The sequence below is a fragment of the Chryseobacterium sp. SIMBA_029 genome, assembly GCF_046535275.1.
Taxonomy (GTDB): domain Bacteria; phylum Bacteroidota; class Bacteroidia; order Flavobacteriales; family Weeksellaceae; genus Chryseobacterium.
The window spans coordinates 129,117-150,235 of record NZ_JAWRXA010000007.1 but is presented as its reverse complement, the minus strand read 5'-3'; the positions used below and the strand labels follow the sequence as shown (position 1 = coordinate 150,235).

Here is a 21,119-nt window from a genome sequence, read left to right as displayed (position 1 = left end):
TGGCCATGTAAAACAGCCTAAATGATCATCGTTTTGAGAATGAAATCTTCCCAAACTATTTCATTTCCCTTTTTTAAAATACAAATTTAGTGAAATAAAAAAGACAACCCTATACAACGAGATAATGGACTTTCAAATATTTACTAATATTAGTTTTTTTGAAAAGTAAAAAGGCTTTATATTTTTATGTATATTTATTAAACCAAACATAACTTACTATGAAAAATTTAAAGAAAATTTCTAAAGCAGAACTTAAAGAAATTAACGGCGGTAATGCTCCTTGTTGTGAACCATGGGGAACCTGTCCTGCCGGTTACAAACAATGTAGAGCATGGGGTGCATGCCTTCGGGAAGAAACAGTATGTAATCCCTAAAAATCATAAAGAGGCCGCCTCACAACTCGTGAAAGCGGCCTCTTTTATATTGTACTCATCCTAAAGTTTAAAAATGATTTCAATAGTGGATTCGCCTTTAGAAAAATCATTATTCATTTAAGACAAACATTAAAAAAAGAGACTGTATATTTTATACAGTCTCTTTTTTATCATAATGATTATTTTTTTAGAATTATCCTTTTCTAAAAACTAAGATTGCTTCATCATTTCCCGGCACATTATCCAAATTCTGAGAATTATCATGAATTCTGAGTTCAGTAGCGGAATAGGATTCTACATTTTTTATCATGGTTTTCTGAGTGTCTGATTCTGTATACGTAATAGTAAGAGTGTTGTATAATTTATCATAGGTCCATTTACCTACAAAAGAATCGAATTTATTGCAGCCTCCTGAAGTAGATACATCATACCTTTCGTATACTCCGGATAAATCAGGATTAATCTGTATCAGTCCTTGTTGCTGACAATCCCCAACCATTATAGTTTTTCCTCTGAATTCATACTTATACGGCTTCCAGCTTCCGTCCATGCTTATGTTCTCTTCAACCACATTGTTATCATCATTACTGGAACAAGAAACAATACCCGCCAATAGAAGAATTCCTATAAAAAATCTCATATAAAAAAGTTTTAAACCTCAACAAAAAATTTTGTTGAGGTTATTATTTAGTTTAAAATTTATCCCAAAATAATTTTGTTGATACTTTATCACCTCCAATTTTTGCAGCTGCTGCATTTACATTAGCTGCATTCAAAAGGTATTCCTGATCAGAGTAACGCATTCTGATAGGAACAGCTTCTACTCTTGAATTTGATGGATTTACAAATACCGGGAAGTCTAATCTTCTGGCAAAATTCCATGCCTGGAATCCTTTATTGAACATGGCAATCCAAGCCTGCTCTCCAATTGATTTTTTCCAGTTCACAGCATCATAAGGGTTAGCTGTAATAAATGCAGTAGCATCAGCATCAGCTACTCCATACTCAGTCATAGAAGCTTTAATTGCTAATGGATATAAAGTAGCGGCAGTACCTCCTACACTAAATCCTCTTGCAGCAGCCTCCGTTCTCAAAAACATAATTTCTGAGTAATCCAATAAAAAGCCTTGTGCATTTTCTCCCGAAATAGCATTGGTAAAGTGAGAATACTGGCCAAATACATTTTGTTTTGCATATTTACCTCCAATATAAGCTCCCCCAACAGTAGTAAACCAAACTGCTCTTCTTGGATCACTTTTACCATTCATAAAGTTAACTAAAACATCAGAAGGTAAAAAGTCATTTCTACCGGATTGGATCACATCCTGGTAAACCGGGTTGGATAATAATCCTGAAGGAAACGTTTGTAGTCCGAAATTATCTGCCTTTTCAGTAAATAATCCAGCTGCGAATGCTGCTTCTGCATGTGTTTTAGCAAGAGCAGGTTCTACATCAGCCAATGTAACGGCTAATCTAAACTTCAAAGAGTTACCCATTTTTTTCCACTTATTCATGTCTCCTTTATAGATCATGTCATTAGAATATCCTGTTTCAGAAGTATTAATCATTGCAAGCGCAGTATTAATTCTGTTGATAAGGTCTAAATAGATCGTTTTAGCATCGTCATAAGGGATTTCTGAATTTCCAGGATTTTCAGCCGTTGCCTTCAATGCCCCGAAATAAGGAATATCTCCATAAGTATCCACAAGATTAGCCCATGCATATGCATTGACCAATTCGATCATGGCTATATTATTATTTTTTTGAGTAGCACTTACCCCTTCTGAATCAAGAAACTTTCTTGCATCTCTTAATGCTGACAAAACTCCAGGAGAGTTAATGGTTGCAGAAGAAGATGCCATCATACGGTTGTAGTGGTTTCTTGGAATAGGTCTTGACACCATATCATATCTTGATTCATCGATATAGGTTGTTTCCGACCATTGTTGAGTGAAAAATCTGGTGATATTACGGTTAACATTTACATTCAATACCTGATCAAGCAAAACCTGTTCAGCACTGGCGAAAAGTACACCGGAAGGAACTTCTGTTGGGTGTTTTGGATCTTCATTAAGAGAAGTACTGTCTCTCTCACACGAGTTTAAAGCTAGTGTTAATGATGCAAAACCTATAATTAAAAATATTTTTTTCATTTTTTTAGAATTTTAAAGTTATATCGATCCCTATGTCACGAGTGGTAGGTAAAACCCCAATTGACTGACCTTTAGCAGCTAATCCATTACCAGTTCCGGCTTCCGGATCTGCATAAGGTAAGTTTTTGTGGATGATCCATAAGTTTCTTCCCACAATTGAAATTTTAGCATCCTGAATAGAAGTATTAGCTAACACTGATTTTGGCAGACTGTATCCGATACTTGCTTCTCTTAATTTCACATATGAAGCATCATAAACGAATCTTTTGTTCGGCATAACTCCGTATCCATCCACACTACCGGCAGATGTTGGATCACCCGCAACAGTAGTATTTACATTTCCGTTAGGATTTACTCCCGGATTTACTATGCCGCTTTCTCTATAATCTGCAGTTTCTGCATATAGTCCCGTTGCTGTTCCATATGCCATATCGGGAGAATACACATCTCCTCCTTTCTTCACATCAATAAGGAAACTTACCGAGAATTCTTTATAACGGAAAGTATTTCTTACCCCTCCTACCCAGTCAGGAGTGATATTTCCTATCACTTGATTGTTATTTCTCAGATAATTTCCTGAAACCGGATCAACTATTTTCTGTCCGTTGGCATCATACTGATAATCTGATCCTACTAAAGCCCCAAAAGATTCTCCTACACGTGCGTTAAGAGATACTCCATTCTGATAGGTTGCCATTAGGTAATTTTGAGAATTTCCATTTAATTTAATTACTTCATTCTCATTCTTAGACCAGTTTACATTGATATCCCATCTAAAATCATTTGTTTTTAATGGAGTACCATTTAATTGTACTTCTATCCCTTTATTATTAATCTGCCCTGCATTCACTAAAAATGTTCTATATCCTGTAGCAGAAGATACCGGTAAATTAATAATTTGGTTTAAGGTTCTTGTTTTATAGATGGCAACATCAAATCCTAGTCTGTTTTTGAAGAACTGAGCTTCCATACCGAATTCTACTTCCTTAGATCTTTGAGGTTTTAAATCCGGGTTAGCAAGGAAATAAGGTTGATCAAACAATCCTTCTCCTCTTGCTTTGAATGTATTTTGTAGTCTGTAGTTTGAGGTAGAAGAACCTACTTCAGCATAGTTTCCTCTTATTTTCCAGAAGCTTAGCCAGTCCTGCTTTACGAATTCTGATAAAATAACCGCTCCCGTAATAGATGGGTAAGAATAGCTGTTATTATCTTTAGGTAAATTAGAAGACTGATCCATACGGAAGGTTCCATCTACAAATAAGAAATTTTTATAGGCAAAAGATGCCGTTGCATAAGCACTTGATGTCAGAAACTTCTGATAAGTCTCATCAGGAGGAAGGATACTTCTTACTGAGTTAGAAATAGCAAATAAACCTGGCTTGGAAAGTCCTCCTTCTGTACTTGCATATAAATTATCAACTAAATTTCTTCTCACGTTACCCCCAACAATACCACTGATATTAAAATCCGGAGTAACATCAAATTTATAATTCGCAAATAAATCGAAGTTGATCTCGGTATTTTTCACATTCGTTCTGGCATATCCGGAACTTGTATTCAACTGAGAAGCTCCAAATAACTGAGGAATCGAACCGTTCATTAATCTTTCTTCTACCACCATTTGAAGATCGTCATAGGATAGTTTACCGGTAAGTCCAAAATTCTTAGAAACATCATACTTTAACTGAGCATAACTGAACACTCTGGTTCTGTTATCAGTCTGATAGTTCTGATATCTTTGGAAATAAGGATTATTCCAGTATTGAGGTGTTCCATCTTCAGATGAAGATCTGTTCCATGAAAAGTTACCAAATCCATTGTTAACATAGGCATTTCTCAATGATGCAACATCTACATTGGTCTGCCACCACTGTCTGAACCCAGAAATAATGTTATCAGAATACCCTGTTTCATTTCGCCCTTTAGTATCCTGTAATGTTAAAGTCGTGAAAACTGAAGCATGCAGTTTATCTGTAAAGTCGTGGTTAAACTTGGCTGATATTGTATTTTTTCTTAATTCCGAATTAGGCATCAGACCATTGGAAAGCATATTGGAATACGATAAGGAAAGGTTTGAAGTTTTATTTCCTTTTTCAATAGTAATGGTATTCACATAAGTAATAGGCGTCTCAAAAAACTTGATAGGACCATTTTTAGCTGCTACCCAAGGTGTTGCTTTTCCATAGTTAGGAGAAGAAGGATCATAAGAATCCCATTGGTATACTAATTGATTAGGATTAAATGCAGGTCCATAAGATGCATCGTCCGCAAAATTGGCATAATTGTATCCTCCAGGGCCTGGATCTTCATTCCAGGACTCGCCACCATATCCTGCACCGTATTTTGTCTGATATTTAGGGAAAGTTGATTTATCTATAAACCCGGCTGTGATCCCGGAGCTTAGAGTTACTCCCCAGCTGCCATCATCTTTTCCACGGCCACTTTTGGTAACGATCAAAATAACTCCATCGCTACCTCTTTCTCCATATAGTGCAGAAGCTGCTGCACCTTTTAATACGTTAACAGACTCAATGTCTTCCTGGTTGATATCAGAAAGAAAGTTTCCATAATCAAAAATTGATCCTGTAACGCTATTATTATTAACAGGAGATCCATCTATTACAATAAGAGGAGATCCTCCGGATAGAGACTTATACCCTCTTATCAAAAGATTGGCAGATCCTCCAAAGTTGTTGTTTGTATTAACCTGTAAACCTGCTACTTTACCAGAAAGAAGTGAAGCCACATTTCCTGTATTTGTCGTTCCCCCTACTAATGCCTCTGCTTTTACCTCTTCAGAAGCATATCCAAGAGATTTTTTCTCTCTCTTGATCCCGAGGGCGGTAACGACTACCCCCTCAATTTCTTTAGTGTCTATAGTATCATTTTTCTTCTGTTGAGCTTGAGCAATAGCGACAGACGAAGACAATACTAAAACCAGAACACCTGCTGTTAGTTTCTTCATATCAAATTTAATTTTGTAGTGATACAAATTTGTAAAACTTTATTAACAACACAAAACAAAATGCAAAAAAAATATGAATTATTCAATAAAATGCAATATAAACAAAAATAAAATTATTAAATTAAGTTAAAAAATAGTTTTTTAACAAATATAATATATTTAAATATCACTTTTGTTTGAAATATAATAACGATAATTATTATTGATAGTATCTATAAATTATGATGAAAAATAACTCACTAATGACTGATTTTCAATACAGTGCATTTATAAAAAGCAAAGAAGCAAAAACATACCACACAAAAGAACAATGCAATGCATATATTTTTTTATCAACAAAAAACACTCAAAGGCTCTATCAAACAGAAAAAAGCGACAAACATTAGAAAACTTTGGAATTTTACCTTTCATTTTAATTGGGAATTGATATGATTTCACTAAAGTTTATGATAATGCATCCTCCAATACATTTTATTTTTTTTAATTTTATCCCTTAATATTTTAGAGAGAAAAAATTGGAATGGATTTGATAAAAAACTGGTCAAATGCTTATATCGAAGCAGGATGTGATGAAGTGGGAAGAGGATGTCTGAGTGGCCCTGTAGTTGCTGCTGCAGTTATTTTAGATGATAGTTTTAAACAAAACTTGGTGGATGATTCCAAAAAGCTGACATTCAAAACAAGAATGGAACTTGACAGCTACATCAAAGATAATGTTAAGAATTATGCCATCGCAGAACTTCCCCCTTCATTCATTGATGAGCATAATATACTGAATGCGAGCATTCATGCCATGCACCGTGCATTGGATCAATTAACCATACGACCGGAACTTATTCTTGTAGACGGAAATAAATTTCATCCTTATAATTTCATTCCTCATCAATGCATCATTAAGGGCGATTCAAAAGTACTGTCTATTGCTGCGGCTTCTATTCTGGCAAAAAATTACAGAGACCGACTTATGATCGAGCTTCATGAGGAGCATCCGGAATATGGGTGGAATACCAACTTCGGTTATGCAACAAAGAAACATCAGGAAGCTCTTATAAAGAATGGTCCAACCATTCACCACCGACAGTCTTTCAGATTAAAGTATGATTAATAACTCATTACAGGTATACGCATAAAAAAAAGAGAAGCACTAATTAATGCTTCTCTTTTTTTTATTATAAGTAAGTTATTTCTTTTTACCTTTTTGCTGCTCAACAGTTTTTTGCTGGTCCTGAGCTTTCTCCATCATTTCTCTCATTTTCTTCTGGAACTTGCCTTCTGTTTTAGGCTTTTCTTTATTCGCCTGAATCTGTGCATGAATTTTCTTTTCATCTAAAATCCAGTATTTGATTACAAGGATAATTAAGATGTTAATGGCATTGGATATAAAGTAATACCAAGAAAGACCCGATGCTGAAGTATTCAGGAAGAACAGGAATGTAACCGGGAAGATATACATCAACACTTTCATGTTAGGCATACCCTCTTGCTGAGGCTGCTGAATATTTCCTGAAGTCATGATCGTATAAATCAAGATTACTACAGTACATGCTAATGCAAATACACTTAAGTGATCTCCTAAGAATGGAACTTTAAATGGAAGTTTTATCAAGTCATCATAAGCGGTAAGATCTTTTGCAAACCAGAATCCTTTTCCTCTCAGATCAATAAAGTTCGGGAAGAATCGGAATAACGCATAGAAAATAGGAATCTGTACCAGCGCCGGCAGACATCCCGCCATCTGATTCACTCCTGCCTTTCGATAGATTTCCATCGTCGCTTGTTGCTTTTTCATTGGATCTGCATCCTTAAATTTAGCATTTGCTTCATCAATCTCCGGACGGATTACTTTCATCATGGCACTCAATTTATGCTGCTTATACATAATTGGTGATAGAATCAACTTTACAATAATGGTCAGTAAGAAAATTACCCAACCTGCTGTAAGTCCCCAAGAAGCAATAAAGTTATACATTGGCATGAAGAACCCACGGTTCATCCAACCAATCAGTGACCAACCTAATGGTAAGATCTCATCAAAGTTTTTATCATAAGATTTCAACAGAGGTAAATCAAGCGGCATAAAATACCAGGTAAAGTCCTGATTAAGCTCGCTACCTGTCATCTGAACAAATCCTTCATAGTTGAATTTCTTCAAATATTCTCCTTCTTCAATAGACTCCTGATTTCCTTTACTGTGTGTAAATCCGCTCTTAGCTTCAATTACTGAAGTGAAGAACTGTTGTTTTACACCGATCCAGTTAAGGGTTTCTTTTTCTTCCTCCATCGTCGTTCTTCCATCATAATCATATGATTTATAATTATTGAACGCATAAGAGAATTCTGAATGCGACTGCTCCTGAGCACGTCCTTTTTCAAGATTTCTTACATTATAATCCCAGATAAAATCTGCTTTGGTATCAGAAGTTACAGCTGCAAGACCTTGCGTTCTTACTTTAAAATCCAGGGTATATTTAGGAAGTAATGTATAGATGAACTGAATAACCGCTCCGTTATAGTTAGCCGTAAGCGTTACTACATTTCCTTTAACAAGCGGAGAGAAAACAAGGTCTTTGGTATTAATTACTTTCCCTGTTTTATCTTTAAACTGGAACCCGTAATTTGAGTTCTTTTTATTAATAAGATAAAGCGGAAGATCTGCTCTATCCGATGTATGATCGTATGCTTTGTATTTAGACAGCTCTACTTTAGAAACCTGCCCTCCCAAGCTGGAAAATTCCAACTTCAATTCATTGTTTGCTAAAGCAGCCGTCTGAATTTCATTAGGAGTTACATTTGGATTGATATTGCTTGCCTGAGTTTGTTTTACAGCATTTTTAACTTGTTCAGTCTTTTGTTGCTGAGCTTTTACCTCTTCCTCTTTCGATTGTTTGTTTTGGAAATAAAACATAAAACCGAAGAGTACCAAACATAAAACCGCAAAACTAATCATTTGACTTTTATCGAGTCCGTTGTTCTGTTGCATTTTATTGTAATTAAATTTTTTACCTATTTATCTGTAGAGCAATGTTCTGTACTATATAGAACATTGTTCATAATTCGAGTCGACAAAAATACTGTTTTTTTATCAAAACTCTATCCTATAATATATTACTATATAATAAACTCAAGCTGATAATAATCAACTTGAGTTTACTATATGACGTTTGTAATTAAAGAATTACCTTATTTCTTCTCACAAGCCTTAATAAAAGCTTTGAATAATGGATGCGGTGTTGCTACCGTACTCTTGTATTCCGGGTGATACTGAACCCCAACATAGAACGGATGATCCGGCATTTCAAGTGCTTCAACCAATCCTGTTTCAGGATTGGTACCTGTAGCCAGGAAACCGTTTTTCTCAAATTCCTGAAGATACTCACTGTTGAATTCATAACGGTGACGGTGTCTTTCGGAAATATTTTTAGTTCCGTAGATTTCAGATAGTTTAGAACCGTTTTTCAACGCACATTTCCATGCTCCCAAACGCATTGTACCTCCTTTATCTACAATATTCTTCTGCTCTTCCATGATGGAAATTACAGGATCCGGTGTAGAGGTATCAAATTCCATTGAGTTTGCTTTGTTATGTCCCAGAACATTTCTTGCAAATTCAACAGTCATGATCTGCATTCCTAAACAAATCCCCAACATCGGAACTTTATTTTCTCTTGCGTATTGAGCTGTAAGTACTTTTCCTTCAATTCCTCGGTCTCCAAAACCTGGAGCCACAAGAATTCCGTCAACACCATTCAAGGTTTCATTGATATTCTCAGCGGTAATATCTCCACTGTATACCCATCTTACTTTCACTTCAGTTTCCTGGCTTGCTCCTGCATGTTTGAAGGCTTCAGCAATAGAAATATAAGAATCCTGCAGGGAAATATATTTTCCTACTAATGCAATTTCTACGGTTCTCTTTGGATTTTTGAATTTCTTAAGGAAAACTTTCCAGTCTTTAAGATCTGCTTCTTTATCACTTTTAAGATCTAATTCTTTCAGAACTACATCATCAAAGTTTTGTTTTTGAAGGTAAATAGGAACTTCATAGATCGTTTCCAAATCTTTACACTCAATAACATTATCTAAAGGTACGTTACAGAATTGAGCCAATTTTGCTCTCTGATCTTTTGGAATGGTATGTTCTGTTCTGCATACTAACACATCTGCCATAATCCCGCTTTCCATCAATTGACGAACGGAATGCTGTGATGGTTTTGTTTTCAATTCTCCACTTGATGCCAGATAAGGCAATAAAGTAAGGTGAATAACCATTGTATTTTTCTCACCCAGTTCCCATTTCAACTGGCGAACCGTTTCAATGTAAGGCAAAGATTCAATGTCTCCTACCGTTCCTCCGATCTCAGTAATAATGATATCGTAGTTCTGCTTGGAAAGCATTTTAATTCTGCGCTTAATTTCGTTGGTGATATGAGGAATTACCTGAACTGTTTTTCCTAAGAAATCTCCTTTTCTTTCTTTTTCAATGACAGTTTGGTAGATTTTTCCTGTGGTAACGTTATTGTTTTGAGAAGTTGGGGCGTCCAAATAACGCTCGTAGTGTCCTAAATCCAGATCCGTCTCTGCACCATCTTCGGTTACATAGCACTCTCCGTGCTCATAAGGGTTTAATGTTCCTGGGTCGATATTGATGTAAGGATCTAATTTTTGGATCGTTACATTAAAGCCGCGTGATTTTAGTAGAAGTCCCAGAGAAGCAGAAACGATTCCCTTTCCCAAAGATGAAGTTACACCTCCTGTCACAAAGATGTACTTTGTATTCTTTTTACTCATTAGATTAGGTTTGTGCAAAGTTATGGGAAAAAGAAATACAAAGCAATTTTGTAGCACTTTTAAATCTTAATTTAACTTTGATTCGTGATTGGGTAATTAAAAAAGAACTTTAGATTTGATGAAAATTTTTATCTACATTTGATTTCACCAAAAACTCAAAAATCCAATAAACACAATGATTTCGGTATATCAATTAAAACCAAAATTCCAGCAGCTGCTGACTCCTGTTTTGTTATTTTTACACAAACATGGGATTACCGCTAATCAGATTACCGTAAGTTCTATTCTGCTTTCTGTGCTTATTGGGATTTTATTCTGGAACGCCGATATTTCAAAATGGTTTTTTCTGAGCCTGCCGATAGGACTTCTCATCAGGATGGCACTGAACGCCCTGGACGGAATGATGGCAAGAAAATTTAACCAAACCAGCAAACTGGGTGAAGTGTTGAATGAAATCGGAGATATCGTTTCTGATGTGATTATATTTTTTCCGCTTATTAAATTTCAGCCAGAGAATTTATATGTAATTGTTGTATTCATTATAATGAGCATCATCAACGAATTTGCCGGACTTATGGGAAAAGTGATTGGAAAAGAACGCCGGTATGAAGGACCGATGGGAAAAAGCGACCGCGCTCTGATCCTTGGAATGTATGGACTAGCCCTATTTTTCGGAGCAAATATTGCTGATTATTCCCAATATATTTTCGGGCTGATCATTCTCCTTCTTTTCATCAGTACCTACGTACGACTTAAGAAATCTCTGAATGAAGCCTGAAAGTCCAACCCCTGAAAATAAATTTGCAGATGTTCCGCTGAGGGTAAAAACCTGGGGATATATCATTATTGCTTTTTCTCTGGCTATTTCTCATCCTTTGGCCATGAAAGTCTTTGTGTCATGGATTAGTTTTCAATGTTTTTTTGAGTTTCTAAGATTGTTTAAGGTTAAAACAAACCTGGTTTTCCTTTCCCTTGTGGTTGGAGTTTCACAATTTTTTCTGCTGTATTTCATGAAAGACGAAGATTATTTTATTTACAGTGCTGTCCTGGCGGCTATCTTTTTATTGTATTTTCTCATTCTAAAAGCATCCTTTCAACAACTTTCGGGGATAGGTATTGCCTTGATGGTCTGTTTATTTTCTTTTCCGCATTTAGCTTTCATCAGAGATCATGATTCAGGAATATACTCCATCATTTTTGTAGTGGTGGTCACTGAATTAAATGATGTTTTTCAATATCTGATGGGTAAATTTTTCGGAAAACATAAAATTGTTCCTAGAATAAGTCCCAATAAAACATTAGAGGGATTTCTCGGCGGTGTATTTCTTACCATAATCTTAAGTAATATTTTAGGTTACTTTTTATTACCTTTCAATATCCTTATCAATACCCTTATTGGATTGTTGTTAGGTGTTTCCGGATTTTTCGGCGATGTATTTATGTCGTATTTAAAAAGAAAAGCAACAGTCAAAGATACCGGCGATCTTCTTCCGGGACATGGTGGTTTGTTAGACAGAATGGACAGTTTAATTTTTAATGCTCCCTTATTTTTCTGGATTCTCACCTTCCTTTTAAAGAGATAAAAAAGTAATGAATAGTATTTAATGCTAGATTACGATCCGAAATATAATTTCCAGCATGTATATAATGAATGAAAAATTGAACAGAGCACTTATTTTTTCAGGCGGCGGAACCCGGCTTATGATCTATCTCGGAATATTCGCAGCCCTGGAAGAATCCGGAATGAAACCTGAAGTCCTGATTGCTTCCTGCGGCGGTGCATTTGCGGCCACAGTGATCAATGCTTTTCCCGATACCCTTTCAAGAAAAGATTATTTAACATCAGAAGAATATTATCGGTTTGTTTCCCAAACCACACTGACAAAACATCGGAAATTATATGAAATAGGACTTTTTTCATTAAAAAAATTAATAAACAACAAAAATGCGCCTTACATCGAAGATGTTTTCACGCGGTATCTGGTTGAAATGAATCAGAACTTGGCTGAAGACTTCCCTTCTTTGCAACATACTCAGCTTTCTCAGGAAATCCCTACTGTTATTATAGGTTCAGAGCTTCTTTTTAGTCCTGCAGAAACCTATCAGAAACGAAATGATAAAAAATTATATCAAAAAATAATTTTCACCGATCCTCAAACCGCTAAGAGAATACGTCCGGAAAAGGTGATGATCCATTCTGAAAATTTACAAAAAAGCGCCATAGAAATTATCCCAAAACTCAAAACAGATGTTTCTATGCTGGAGGCCACAAGAATCTCTATTTCCGATATGTTTTATGTAGCTCCTGCCCTACTTCACGGAACTTATTTTGCCGGCGGTGCTGTTGATCTGATTCCTGTGGAACTGGCAAGGCATCTTGCAGATCAGGTTATCATTGAAAAAAAACAATCCTATAGTCCTGTTGAAGAAGCTTTCGTACAAGCTGTTTTAGGATATAGCGGTAATAAAAGACTGGAAGAAATTGAACAACAGGCTCCGGACTTACAGATTGACACGATGAATATCAAACAAGTATTGAAAGGACATTATATTAAAAAAAGTATTGACTGGAAAAAATTTGAGATCGCACTTTCTTTTCCTAAAAGCTACAAACAATTTGTGGAAGATCAGGAAAAACAATGGCAGTATGGTTTTGATCAGACGATGAAAGGAATTAACGGAAGTAATCCTATTTTCTCCCGTTAAAAACATGTCAGCAATTATCCTTATTTTCACTAATAAAATTTATTTTTACCTTAATTTGAAAAACACAACCTTCTCATGAATGTTTTTATCGCAGGCGGAACTTCGGGAATCGGCTACTCTCTTGCTGAACATTATCTTTCAAAAGGATATCGTGTAGGTATTTGCGGAAGAGACCTGAATAAAATATCTGGCAATAATTTCGCGGATTTAAAAGCATTTAAGGCAGATGTCTGTCAGATAGATGATCTATTATATGCTGTACAGTCTTTTCTCCCGGAGAATGAGGATTTAGATATTTTCATCAACTGCACAGGAAGTTATGCAGAAGATGTGGCCGGACAAATCTCTTATGAGGAAGCAGAGGAAATGTTGAGCACCAATATTCTCGGTACTGTTCATTGTTTTGAAGTAGCAAGAAGGGTAATGAAAGGACAGCGTACAGGCAGGATTGCCGTTATTGCTTCTGTTTCCGGGATTTTGGATTATGAAAACTCGAGCCTGTATACCAAAACAAAACGTTCGGTCATCCAAATGGCAGACGCGTATCACCGGGGACTGAAACCTTTTGGGATCTCCGTAACTACCATTGCACCGGGATATGTAGATACGGCAAAGCTCAGAGACCTCAACAATAATGATCTCAGTAAAAAGCCGTTTCTCATTGATGTTAAAACAGCAACTAATCTTATTGCTGATGCCATTGAAAAACAAAAAAAACTTATCATTTTTCCTTCAAAAATGAAATGGATGATGAAATCTTTGGCTGTACTTCCCTCCTCCTTATTAAACCTAATCATGTTCAGGAAAGCGAAATGGATGAAAAACGAATAAAAAGTAAAGATAAATTGTATGCGCTGCTGATTTGCGCAGTGGCATTTACCATCATCTATAATACTGCGGCATGGTATATTTCCACATTGGAAAATATATCTTCATTTGTCTTTAGTTTTGAAAAATACATTCCTTTTGTTCCCTGGACCATCATCCCTTACCTGAGCAGCGGAACCCTTTTCTGTCTGGTATTTTTATTGTGTTATGACAAAAAACAACTTAAGCTGTTAACCCAAAGAATGCTTTTTGTTACCGTCATTGCTGGAATATGTTTTGTCTTATTCCCTTTGAGATTTTCTCTGCAGAAGCCTGATATAGGAAATGCAATTTTCGGATATTCTTTTCAGGTCCTGAAAACTCTTGATTCTCCTTTTAATCAATCCCCGTCTTTACATATTGCTTATGCTTTTATTTTCTGGACTATTTTCAGGAATTTCAATCAAAAATTGAGACTATTTTCAATGATCTGGCTCATTGCATTGGGCATTTCTACCTTAACGACTTACCAACATCATTTCATTGATATCATCACAGGAATCATTCTTGCCCACATCAGTTTTATTGTGTTTCCTGATCAGAAAAACAACTTCAGATACCGAAATTTTCAGGTAGCTAATTTCTATTTTTTATCCGGGTGGATTATTTTTTCAATTTCATTATTCCTTAATCAATTCTTCGGAAGAGTATGGCTACTTCTGTTGTGGCCGGCTTTGGTCATGCTTTTGACAGGATATCATTATCAGAAAAACGCCGTTCATTTTTTAAAAGATAAAAATGGAAATATTCCTGTATGGAAAAAGATTTTCTATGCTCCTTACCAGTTAATCTATTACATATGTTGGAAATGGTTGAGGAAAAATAAAGCACCGATAGAAATCATGCAAAAAATTTATATTTCCTCAAGACTGTCTACTGCAGATGTACAACAGATAGAGATTAATGAAAATACTTTTGTGTATGATTTATCTGCCGAACTGGAAGAGACTTCCTTAATAAAAGAGAGATCAAAATACTATTCTGTACCGTTTTTAGATATCGGGACATTTGATGTAGAGGAAACGAAAAAATTAGTTCATCAAATTACGGAAAATTACCAACAGCTTCCTGGCAATGGGAAAATACTCATCCATTGTACAATGGGCTTTACCAGAAGCAGCAGCATGGGTACGCTGGTAATTAAAAATATTCTATCTTTACCCTTAGACCAAACAATAACCCACATGAAATCTGTCAATAAGAATGCGATTATCCATTCTTATGCAGAGGATTTTTTGAAATATTTTACTTATTATGAACAGCGGAATTTTTAAAAGTTTTGATGAAAGCGAGATCTTTTACAGAGAATGGAATTACCAGCCTCAGCAAAAAAGCATCATTATGATCCACCGTGGACATGAGCATTCTGAAAGGCTTAACGATATAGCCCAGTCGCCACAATTTTCCAACTACAATATTTTCGCATTCGATCTGCGCGGACATGGACATACGAAAACAGAAACGTCTTCTGTTTTTATGGATTACGTTCGTGATATGGATTCATTTGCCCACTTTTTACAGTCAAAATATGAGGTAAAAATTTCTGATATTTTCGTGGTAGCCAACAGTATCGGAGGAGTTATCGCTTCGGCATGGGCTCATGATTTTGCACCAAGAATTGCAGGAATGGCGCTTCTTGCACCCGCTTTTAAGATCAACCTCATCGTTCCTTTAGCCAATGAAATGATCACTTTAGGAACCAAACTGAAAAAAGGACTGATTATTAAAAGCTACGTAAAATCCACGATGCTTACGCATGATCCTGAGCAGCAGAAAGCCTATGATACCGATCCGCTGATCACCAGATCCATCGATGCAGAATTATTAATTGACCTTGCAAAAGCAGGAAAGCGTCTGGTAGAAGATGCCGAGGCGATTGGTATTCCTACACTTATTTTATCTGCGGAAAAAGATCAGGTAGTTTTCAATAAAGAACAGAAAAATTTCCATTATAAAATAGATACTGATCTGAAAGAATATGCCGTTCTTCCTAATTTCTTCCATGGAATTCTATTTGAAACCGGAAAGGAAATGGTGTACGACCGGATCAAAGCTTTTGCTGAAAAATGTTTTGCACATATTCCCGAAGAGCCGTCTCTTACTCCTGACCGTTTTTCTGTAAAAGAATACCAGAACCTTCAGAATAAACTTGGCAATAATTTAAATTTTAAATTCCAGAAATGGTCCTTATCAAAAATCGGAAAGATCAGCACCGGAATGGCCATCGGTCTGAAACATGGTTTTGATTCCGGGATTTCTTTAGATTACGTATACCATAATCAGCCACAGGGAAAATTAGGTTTCGGAAAAATGATGGATAAAAATTATCTGGAAGCCATCGGGTGGAAAGGAATCCGAATCCGGAAACAACATTTGATACAGCTTTTAGAGCGTAATATCCAGGCACTTTTAAAGGAAGGCCGGAAAGTAAAAATTCTGGATATTGCCGGCGGAACGGGAAATTATTTATTTGATATTAAAGAAAAATATCCCCAGACAGAAATCGTTATCAATGAGTTTGTAAAAGCTAATATTGAAATCGGTGAAAAAGTCATTCAGGAAAAGCAATATGAACATATCCGCTTCACAAATTTCGACTGCTTTGATCCTGAAACTTATAAAAAATTAAACTTCGAACCGAATATTACGATTATTTCCGGTATTCTGGAGCTTTTCGGAGATAATGAAATGGCAGGAAAAGCAATTCAGGGCGTTGCTTCTGTTTCTGAAAAGAATTCCTATGTAGTTTACACGGGACAGCCATGGCATCCCCAACTGAAAATGATTGCTTATGTCCTGAATAATCATAAAAATGAAGACTGGATCATGAGAAGACGTTCACAAAAAGAACTTGACAGGGTAATGCTTTTTAACGGCATTCAAAAAGAAAATATGTTGATTGATGACTTTGGAATTTTCACCGTGTCTTCAGGAAAGATTAATGTTTAAATCTTTTGTCTTTGTACCATAATTCCATAAAAAAGGCTTCTCAATGAGAAGCCTTTTTACTTAAAATCAAATGATCTTTAAGAATTATTGTTTTACCAATTCAAAGTATAAGTTAACATCTACATCCTTTGCTACCCCAGCTCCGGTTGGATCATATTTAATATTGTAATCTAAACGGTTGACCTTAAATTTGGTCTGGAACCCAAGAACAGTTTTTCCCTGTTGATTTTTCGTTACTCCTCCGAAAGTTACCGGAACACTGATCTCTTTAGTAACATCTTTAATCGTAAGGCTTCCTTTCAGGATATAATTATTGTTTTTATCTTTTGTGATAGAAGTACTTTTAAACTTCATTTCCGGAAATTTTTCCGCTGAGAAGAAATCATCACTTTTTAAATGCTTGTCTCTCATTTCAACCCCGGTATTCACAGAATTAATGTCTACCGCAAAATCGAAAGCGGCATTATCCAGGTTATCACCTTTAGTGTTTACCGTTCCCGTAAATTTATCAAACCTTCCCTGCACAAAGCTGATGCCCATGTGCTTGATGTTAAAGTTAACAGATGAGTGCATCGGATCTACATTCCATACAGTCTGGGCAAAGCCCGCAACGCTTAATAAAGCAAAAACGAAAGTTAAAAATACCTTTTTCATTATACTATATATTGTATTAATTATTAATTAGGTAAAGGTAGACCTTGAAATGCAGCCTGACATTGATCTATGTTAGTTTTTACTTTTAGATCCTATTACTTTTGAATAAATCAGATCAAAAAGCACCATAATCAGGAAGACACCTATGGAATTGGCATACAATAAAACACTAAGTAACTTAGGGTTAGTGGGCACTAAAAAGTAAGTAAAAGGATTAGTTCCAGATAATATAAGCATGAGGAGATAAAGAACCTCAAATAAAAGAGCAATTTTCCATAGGGAATGATACTGCTGTTTAAAAATAAATACGGTTACCAATCCCACTACAGAAACGATTCCACATCCTATGAGGATGGAAAGAGACAGCATTCCGAAATCTCCACCGGGAAGCTTTAAAAATTTCACAGTTTCATCAACAAAACCTGTATTGAAAATCGTCATCACCACAAATACAAGGATTGTTTTCAGGAGTATATTTTTCATCTCTGAAAATTAAATAAAATTTCGAAAGAAAAATTCAAAAAAATTTTTGAACTTCGCGGTATGGCAAAATTAAAAACAGCATATTTCTGTCAAAATTGCGGAACCCAATATTCTCAATGGATGGGACAATGCAAAAACTGTGGAGAATGGAATACTTTGGTAGAGGAAGTTGTTGAAAAAACATCAAGTAAAACTCCACCTTTTTCGAAGACCAAGCAACATGTCATTAATATCATCGAGGTAGAAACCGTTGAAGAGCCCCGTATAAAAACTCCTTCAGAAGAGCTTAACCGTGTACTGGGAGGCGGAATAGTCTTAGGTTCCGTTACTTTGATCGGCGGTGAACCCGGGATTGGAAAATCGACATTACTGCTGCAGCTTGCCCTGAAAATGAAGAAGAAAATTTTTTATGTTTCGGGGGAAGAAAGTGCTTCTCAGATTAAAATGAGGGCCGACAGATTAACGGATGTCCAAAATCCCAACTGTTTTCTGTATACGGAAACATCATTGGAAAAGATTCTTCATGAAGCCAAAAAACTAGAGCCTGATTTTGTTATTATTGATTCCATTCAAACGCTACAATCCCAACTTATTGAAAGTTCTCCGGGAACGGTTTCTCAAATCCGGGAATGTTCCAATGAAATCATTAAATACGCCAAAGAAAATAATGTTCCTGTTTTCCTGGTAGGTCATATCACCAAAGACGGACAGATTGCCGGCCCAAAAGTGCTGGAGCACATGGTAGATGTTGTTCTGAACTTTGATGGTGACAGAAACCATCTCTTCAGATTATTAAGAGCAAATAAAAACCGTTTCGGTTCCACTGCTGAAATTGGAATTTACGAAATGGTTTCTCAGGGCTTAAAGGAAATTAAAAATCCTTCTGAAATCCTAATTACAAAGAAATTTGAAGAACTGTCAGGAAATTCCGTAGCAGTAACTTTAGAGGGAAACCGCCCGATGCTTTTGGAAATACAGGCATTGGTAAGTACTGCCGTCTATGGAACGCCGCAAAGAAGCTGTACAGGCTTTGATGCCAAAAGGCTGAACATGCTGCTGGCAGTTCTGGAAAAGCGCTCCGGTTTTCAGTTGGGATCAAAAGATGTTTTCCTGAACATAACAGGAGGAATCAAAACGGATGATCCGGCTTTGGATCTTGCCGTAGTTGCTTCTATCCTCTCTTCTAATGAAGATATTGCGATTTCCGAACACTTTTGTTTTGCCGGTGAGATTGGTTTAAGCGGCGAGATCCGCCCGATTGCCCAGGCAGAACAGAGAATTACCGAAGCCGAAAAATTAGGATATGAGAAAATATTTATCTCTAATTTAAATAAACTTCCCAAGAAAAAATTCGGAATTAAGATTGAGGAAGTGAGCAAAATTGAAGATTTTCACGAAAGACTTTTTTAATAAAAAATAAAACATATAACTTAAAAAAAAGCAGAAGTCCCTCATTGTTCTTCTGCTTTTTTTATCTCTATGCAGCATACTTATTATTTATAATTGAATAATTTATCCCTATTTATTGCATTGAAAATTTATCACTTATATTTGAAATATTATATATATTTGTATATAATAATCCATAAAACCAACACTCATGAAAACTAAATTTACTGCCCTTACGCTTTTTTGTGCAGCTCTTTTTATTGCACAGAAACCTATTTTCCAGAATCCTGTTAAGGAAAATAATCTCAGTTCAACACAAAAAATCACCAAAGATCTAGCCTCCGGTTATCTTAACACCCAATATTACAGGCAGGCTTCTTTCGACCTGAAATCTGATCTTCAAATACCCCTTCCCGATGGAAGGGAAATTACGGCAAGGTTCGACCAGGCTTATCCTTACAGCAACAAAAGTGAATCATATGTTTATCGTATCGATAATGATCCGAAAGCTGAACTGGTCCTTTCAAAATATGACAATACCGTAGCCGGAATGTATTCTTCAGGATCCGGAGAAAAAGTAATGTTTCACCAGACTTCCGCTGATATTTTCGCCTTATCTTCAGTTAGCAATTCAAAACTTATCAGCCAGGATTCCAAAGATGACTACATTCTAGACATTCCTGCCGAAACCCTTGCTAAAGCAAATTCCAATGTATGTCTGGACACTACACCGGTTTGTGCGGCAACTACAATTGATGTCATGGTAGTATTTACCACAGGAGCAAAAACAGCCTGGGGAGGGGTACCGCAAAGTAATGCTTTTATAGCCACTGCGGTAACCAATTTTAATACGGCCCTCACCAATTCAGGAGTATCCAATGTAACGATCAACCTGGTCTATTCAGGCGAGATTGCTTATACAGAATCCGGAAACATCAGTACTGATCTTACAAGATTCAGAACCAATAATGATTCTTATATGGACAACATCCATACGCTGAGAGCAACGTATGCAGCAGATATCTGTTCACTGATCACTTCTACCCCAACGAATACCTGTGGCTTGGGATACGTCAACACCAATCCTACCAATTATACAGGGACCGCAGGATTTTCAGTTTCCCTTTATAACTGTGCCGTTTCTAATTATTCTTTAGCGCATGAAATGGGACACAATATGGGACTGAGACATGACTGGTATGTGGATACCAGCACCACACCATGCAACCATCATCACGGATATACCAACAGAACAGCAATTACTTTGGGAACATCAAGCGTTTCTTCACAGCGGTGGAGAACCATAATGGCCTACAATGATGAATGCGCTGCTACCGGTTTCAACTGTACGAGAATCAACCGATGGGCAAACCCTGGTGTTAATTACAATTCAGAGCCTACCGGAATCGCGATCGGAAATACCAATCCAGCGAACGAAGCTTTTGCATTTTCACGATTTGCCTGTGCCGTTTCTCAGTTTATGTCTTCAGCAGATGTTTTGAAAACAACGGAAAACCATCTTCAGAACAAGGAATTTACCTTGTATCCGAACCCTGCAAAAGAGGTGATTAACATTTCAGTAAAAGACAGCGGAAAATATACTTTTAAAGTCTTCAATGTAATGGGTCAACAAATGACAACTACCTCTGAAAGAAGTATTGATCTAAAAAACTGGCCTTCGGAAGAATATTTCATCAGCATCTATGATGAAAAAAACACCATGACAGGAAGCAAGAAGTTTATCGTACAATAAGTTTCTCAACAAATTCTGATTTTATGTCCTCCGAATAT

At 36.3% G+C, this 21,119-nt stretch carries 17 protein-coding genes; 10 read left to right on the top strand and 7 right to left on the bottom strand.

Translation table 11 applies throughout. The features are described 5' to 3' along the window. The first annotated feature begins 218 nt into the window (after window positions 1-218). Window positions 219-374 (top strand): bacteriocin-like protein, encoded by a 156-nt coding sequence (locus SB679_RS14400; RefSeq protein ID WP_410702987.1) that lies wholly within the window; start codon window positions 219-221, stop codon window positions 372-374. Window positions 375-567: 193 nt separating this feature from the next. Here the strand turns inward: SB679_RS14400 and SB679_RS14395 are convergent, their stop codons facing one another. The 3 genes from SB679_RS14395 to SB679_RS14385 are packed head-to-tail and all read right to left on the bottom strand — an operon-like array spanning window position 568 to window position 5,492. Further along, window positions 568-1,014: a lipocalin family protein gene (locus SB679_RS14395; RefSeq protein ID WP_410702986.1), complete on the bottom strand. Its 447-nt coding sequence runs from the start codon at window positions 1,012-1,014 to the stop codon at window positions 568-570. A 52-nt stretch (window positions 1,015-1,066) separates the two neighbouring features. After that, window positions 1,067-2,527, bottom strand: coding sequence for a SusD/RagB family nutrient-binding outer membrane lipoprotein (locus SB679_RS14390; protein WP_410702985.1), 1,461 nt, complete (start codon window positions 2,525-2,527; stop codon window positions 1,067-1,069). Between the two features lie 4 nt (window positions 2,528-2,531). Next, complete coding sequence (locus SB679_RS14385; protein WP_410702984.1) at window positions 2,532-5,492, bottom strand: SusC/RagA family TonB-linked outer membrane protein; 2,961 nt, start codon at window positions 5,490-5,492, stop codon at window positions 2,532-2,534. Window positions 5,493-6,012: 520 nt separating this feature from the next. Between SB679_RS14385 and SB679_RS14380 the strand changes: the two genes are divergently transcribed. Further along, window positions 6,013-6,597, top strand: a complete 585-nt coding sequence (locus tag SB679_RS14380) for a ribonuclease HII (RefSeq protein ID WP_410702983.1) — start codon at window positions 6,013-6,015, stop codon at window positions 6,595-6,597. Window positions 6,598-6,672: 75 nt separating this feature from the next. Here SB679_RS14380 and yidC read toward each other — a convergent pair whose 3' ends face one another. Next, window positions 6,673-8,472 carry a membrane protein insertase YidC gene (gene yidC / locus SB679_RS14375; RefSeq protein ID WP_410702982.1) on the bottom strand — a complete coding sequence of 600 codons (1,800 nt, stop codon included), beginning with the start codon at window positions 8,470-8,472 and terminating at the stop codon, window positions 6,673-6,675. A 200-nt stretch (window positions 8,473-8,672) separates the two neighbouring features. After that, complete coding sequence (locus SB679_RS14370) at window positions 8,673-10,280, bottom strand: CTP synthase (protein WP_410702981.1); 1,608 nt, start codon at window positions 10,278-10,280, stop codon at window positions 8,673-8,675. A gap of 175 nt (window positions 10,281-10,455) precedes the next feature. Between SB679_RS14370 and SB679_RS14365 the strand changes: the two genes are divergently transcribed. The 6 genes from SB679_RS14365 to SB679_RS14340 all read left to right on the top strand — a co-directional run bounded on the left by SB679_RS14365 (window position 10,456) and on the right by SB679_RS14340 (window position 16,802). Next, entirely contained in the window at window positions 10,456-11,058 is a 603-nt protein-coding gene (locus SB679_RS14365; protein ID WP_410702980.1) for a CDP-alcohol phosphatidyltransferase family protein, read from the top strand. Further along, on the top strand, window positions 11,048-11,863 hold the full coding sequence (locus SB679_RS14360; RefSeq protein WP_410702979.1) for a phosphatidate cytidylyltransferase: 816 nt from the start codon (window positions 11,048-11,050) through the stop codon (window positions 11,861-11,863). The genes SB679_RS14365 and SB679_RS14360 overlap by 11 nt, the downstream gene beginning before the upstream one ends. A gap of 64 nt (window positions 11,864-11,927) precedes the next feature. Further along, window positions 11,928-12,986, top strand: coding sequence for a patatin-like phospholipase family protein (locus tag SB679_RS14355; RefSeq protein WP_410702978.1), 1,059 nt, complete (start codon window positions 11,928-11,930; stop codon window positions 12,984-12,986). 75 nt (window positions 12,987-13,061) lie between these two features. After that, window positions 13,062-13,817 carry an SDR family NAD(P)-dependent oxidoreductase gene (locus SB679_RS14350; RefSeq protein ID WP_410702977.1) on the top strand — a complete coding sequence of 252 codons (756 nt, stop codon included), beginning with the start codon at window positions 13,062-13,064 and terminating at the stop codon, window positions 13,815-13,817. Further along, on the top strand, window positions 13,730-15,127 hold the full coding sequence (locus SB679_RS14345) for a phosphatase PAP2 family protein (RefSeq protein WP_410702976.1): 1,398 nt from the start codon (window positions 13,730-13,732) through the stop codon (window positions 15,125-15,127). Before SB679_RS14350 ends, SB679_RS14345 begins: the two co-directional genes overlap by 88 nt. Then, window positions 15,108-16,802 (top strand): bifunctional alpha/beta hydrolase/class I SAM-dependent methyltransferase, encoded by a 1,695-nt coding sequence (locus SB679_RS14340; RefSeq protein WP_410702975.1) that lies wholly within the window; start codon window positions 15,108-15,110, stop codon window positions 16,800-16,802. Before SB679_RS14345 ends, SB679_RS14340 begins: the two co-directional genes overlap by 20 nt. Window positions 16,803-16,886: 84 nt before the next feature. On the opposite strand, the gene SB679_RS14335 is transcribed toward SB679_RS14340, so the two are convergent. Both SB679_RS14335 and SB679_RS14330 read right to left on the bottom strand, forming a co-directional pair. Next, entirely contained in the window at window positions 16,887-17,456 is a 570-nt protein-coding gene (locus SB679_RS14335; RefSeq protein ID WP_410702974.1) for a YceI family protein, read from the bottom strand. Between the two features lie 72 nt (window positions 17,457-17,528). Next, complete coding sequence (locus SB679_RS14330; RefSeq protein ID WP_410702973.1) at window positions 17,529-17,939, bottom strand: hypothetical protein; 411 nt, start codon at window positions 17,937-17,939, stop codon at window positions 17,529-17,531. Between the two features lie 60 nt (window positions 17,940-17,999). Here SB679_RS14330 and radA point away from each other — a divergent pair, with 60 nt between their 5' ends. Both radA and SB679_RS14320 read left to right on the top strand, forming a co-directional pair. Next, entirely contained in the window at window positions 18,000-19,349 is a 1,350-nt protein-coding gene (gene radA, locus SB679_RS14325) for a DNA repair protein RadA (RefSeq protein ID WP_410702972.1), read from the top strand. Between the two features lie 190 nt (window positions 19,350-19,539). Then, window positions 19,540-21,081 (top strand): zinc-dependent metalloprotease, encoded by a 1,542-nt coding sequence (locus SB679_RS14320; RefSeq protein WP_410702971.1) that lies wholly within the window; start codon window positions 19,540-19,542, stop codon window positions 21,079-21,081. Window positions 21,082-21,119: the final 38 nt, after the last annotated feature.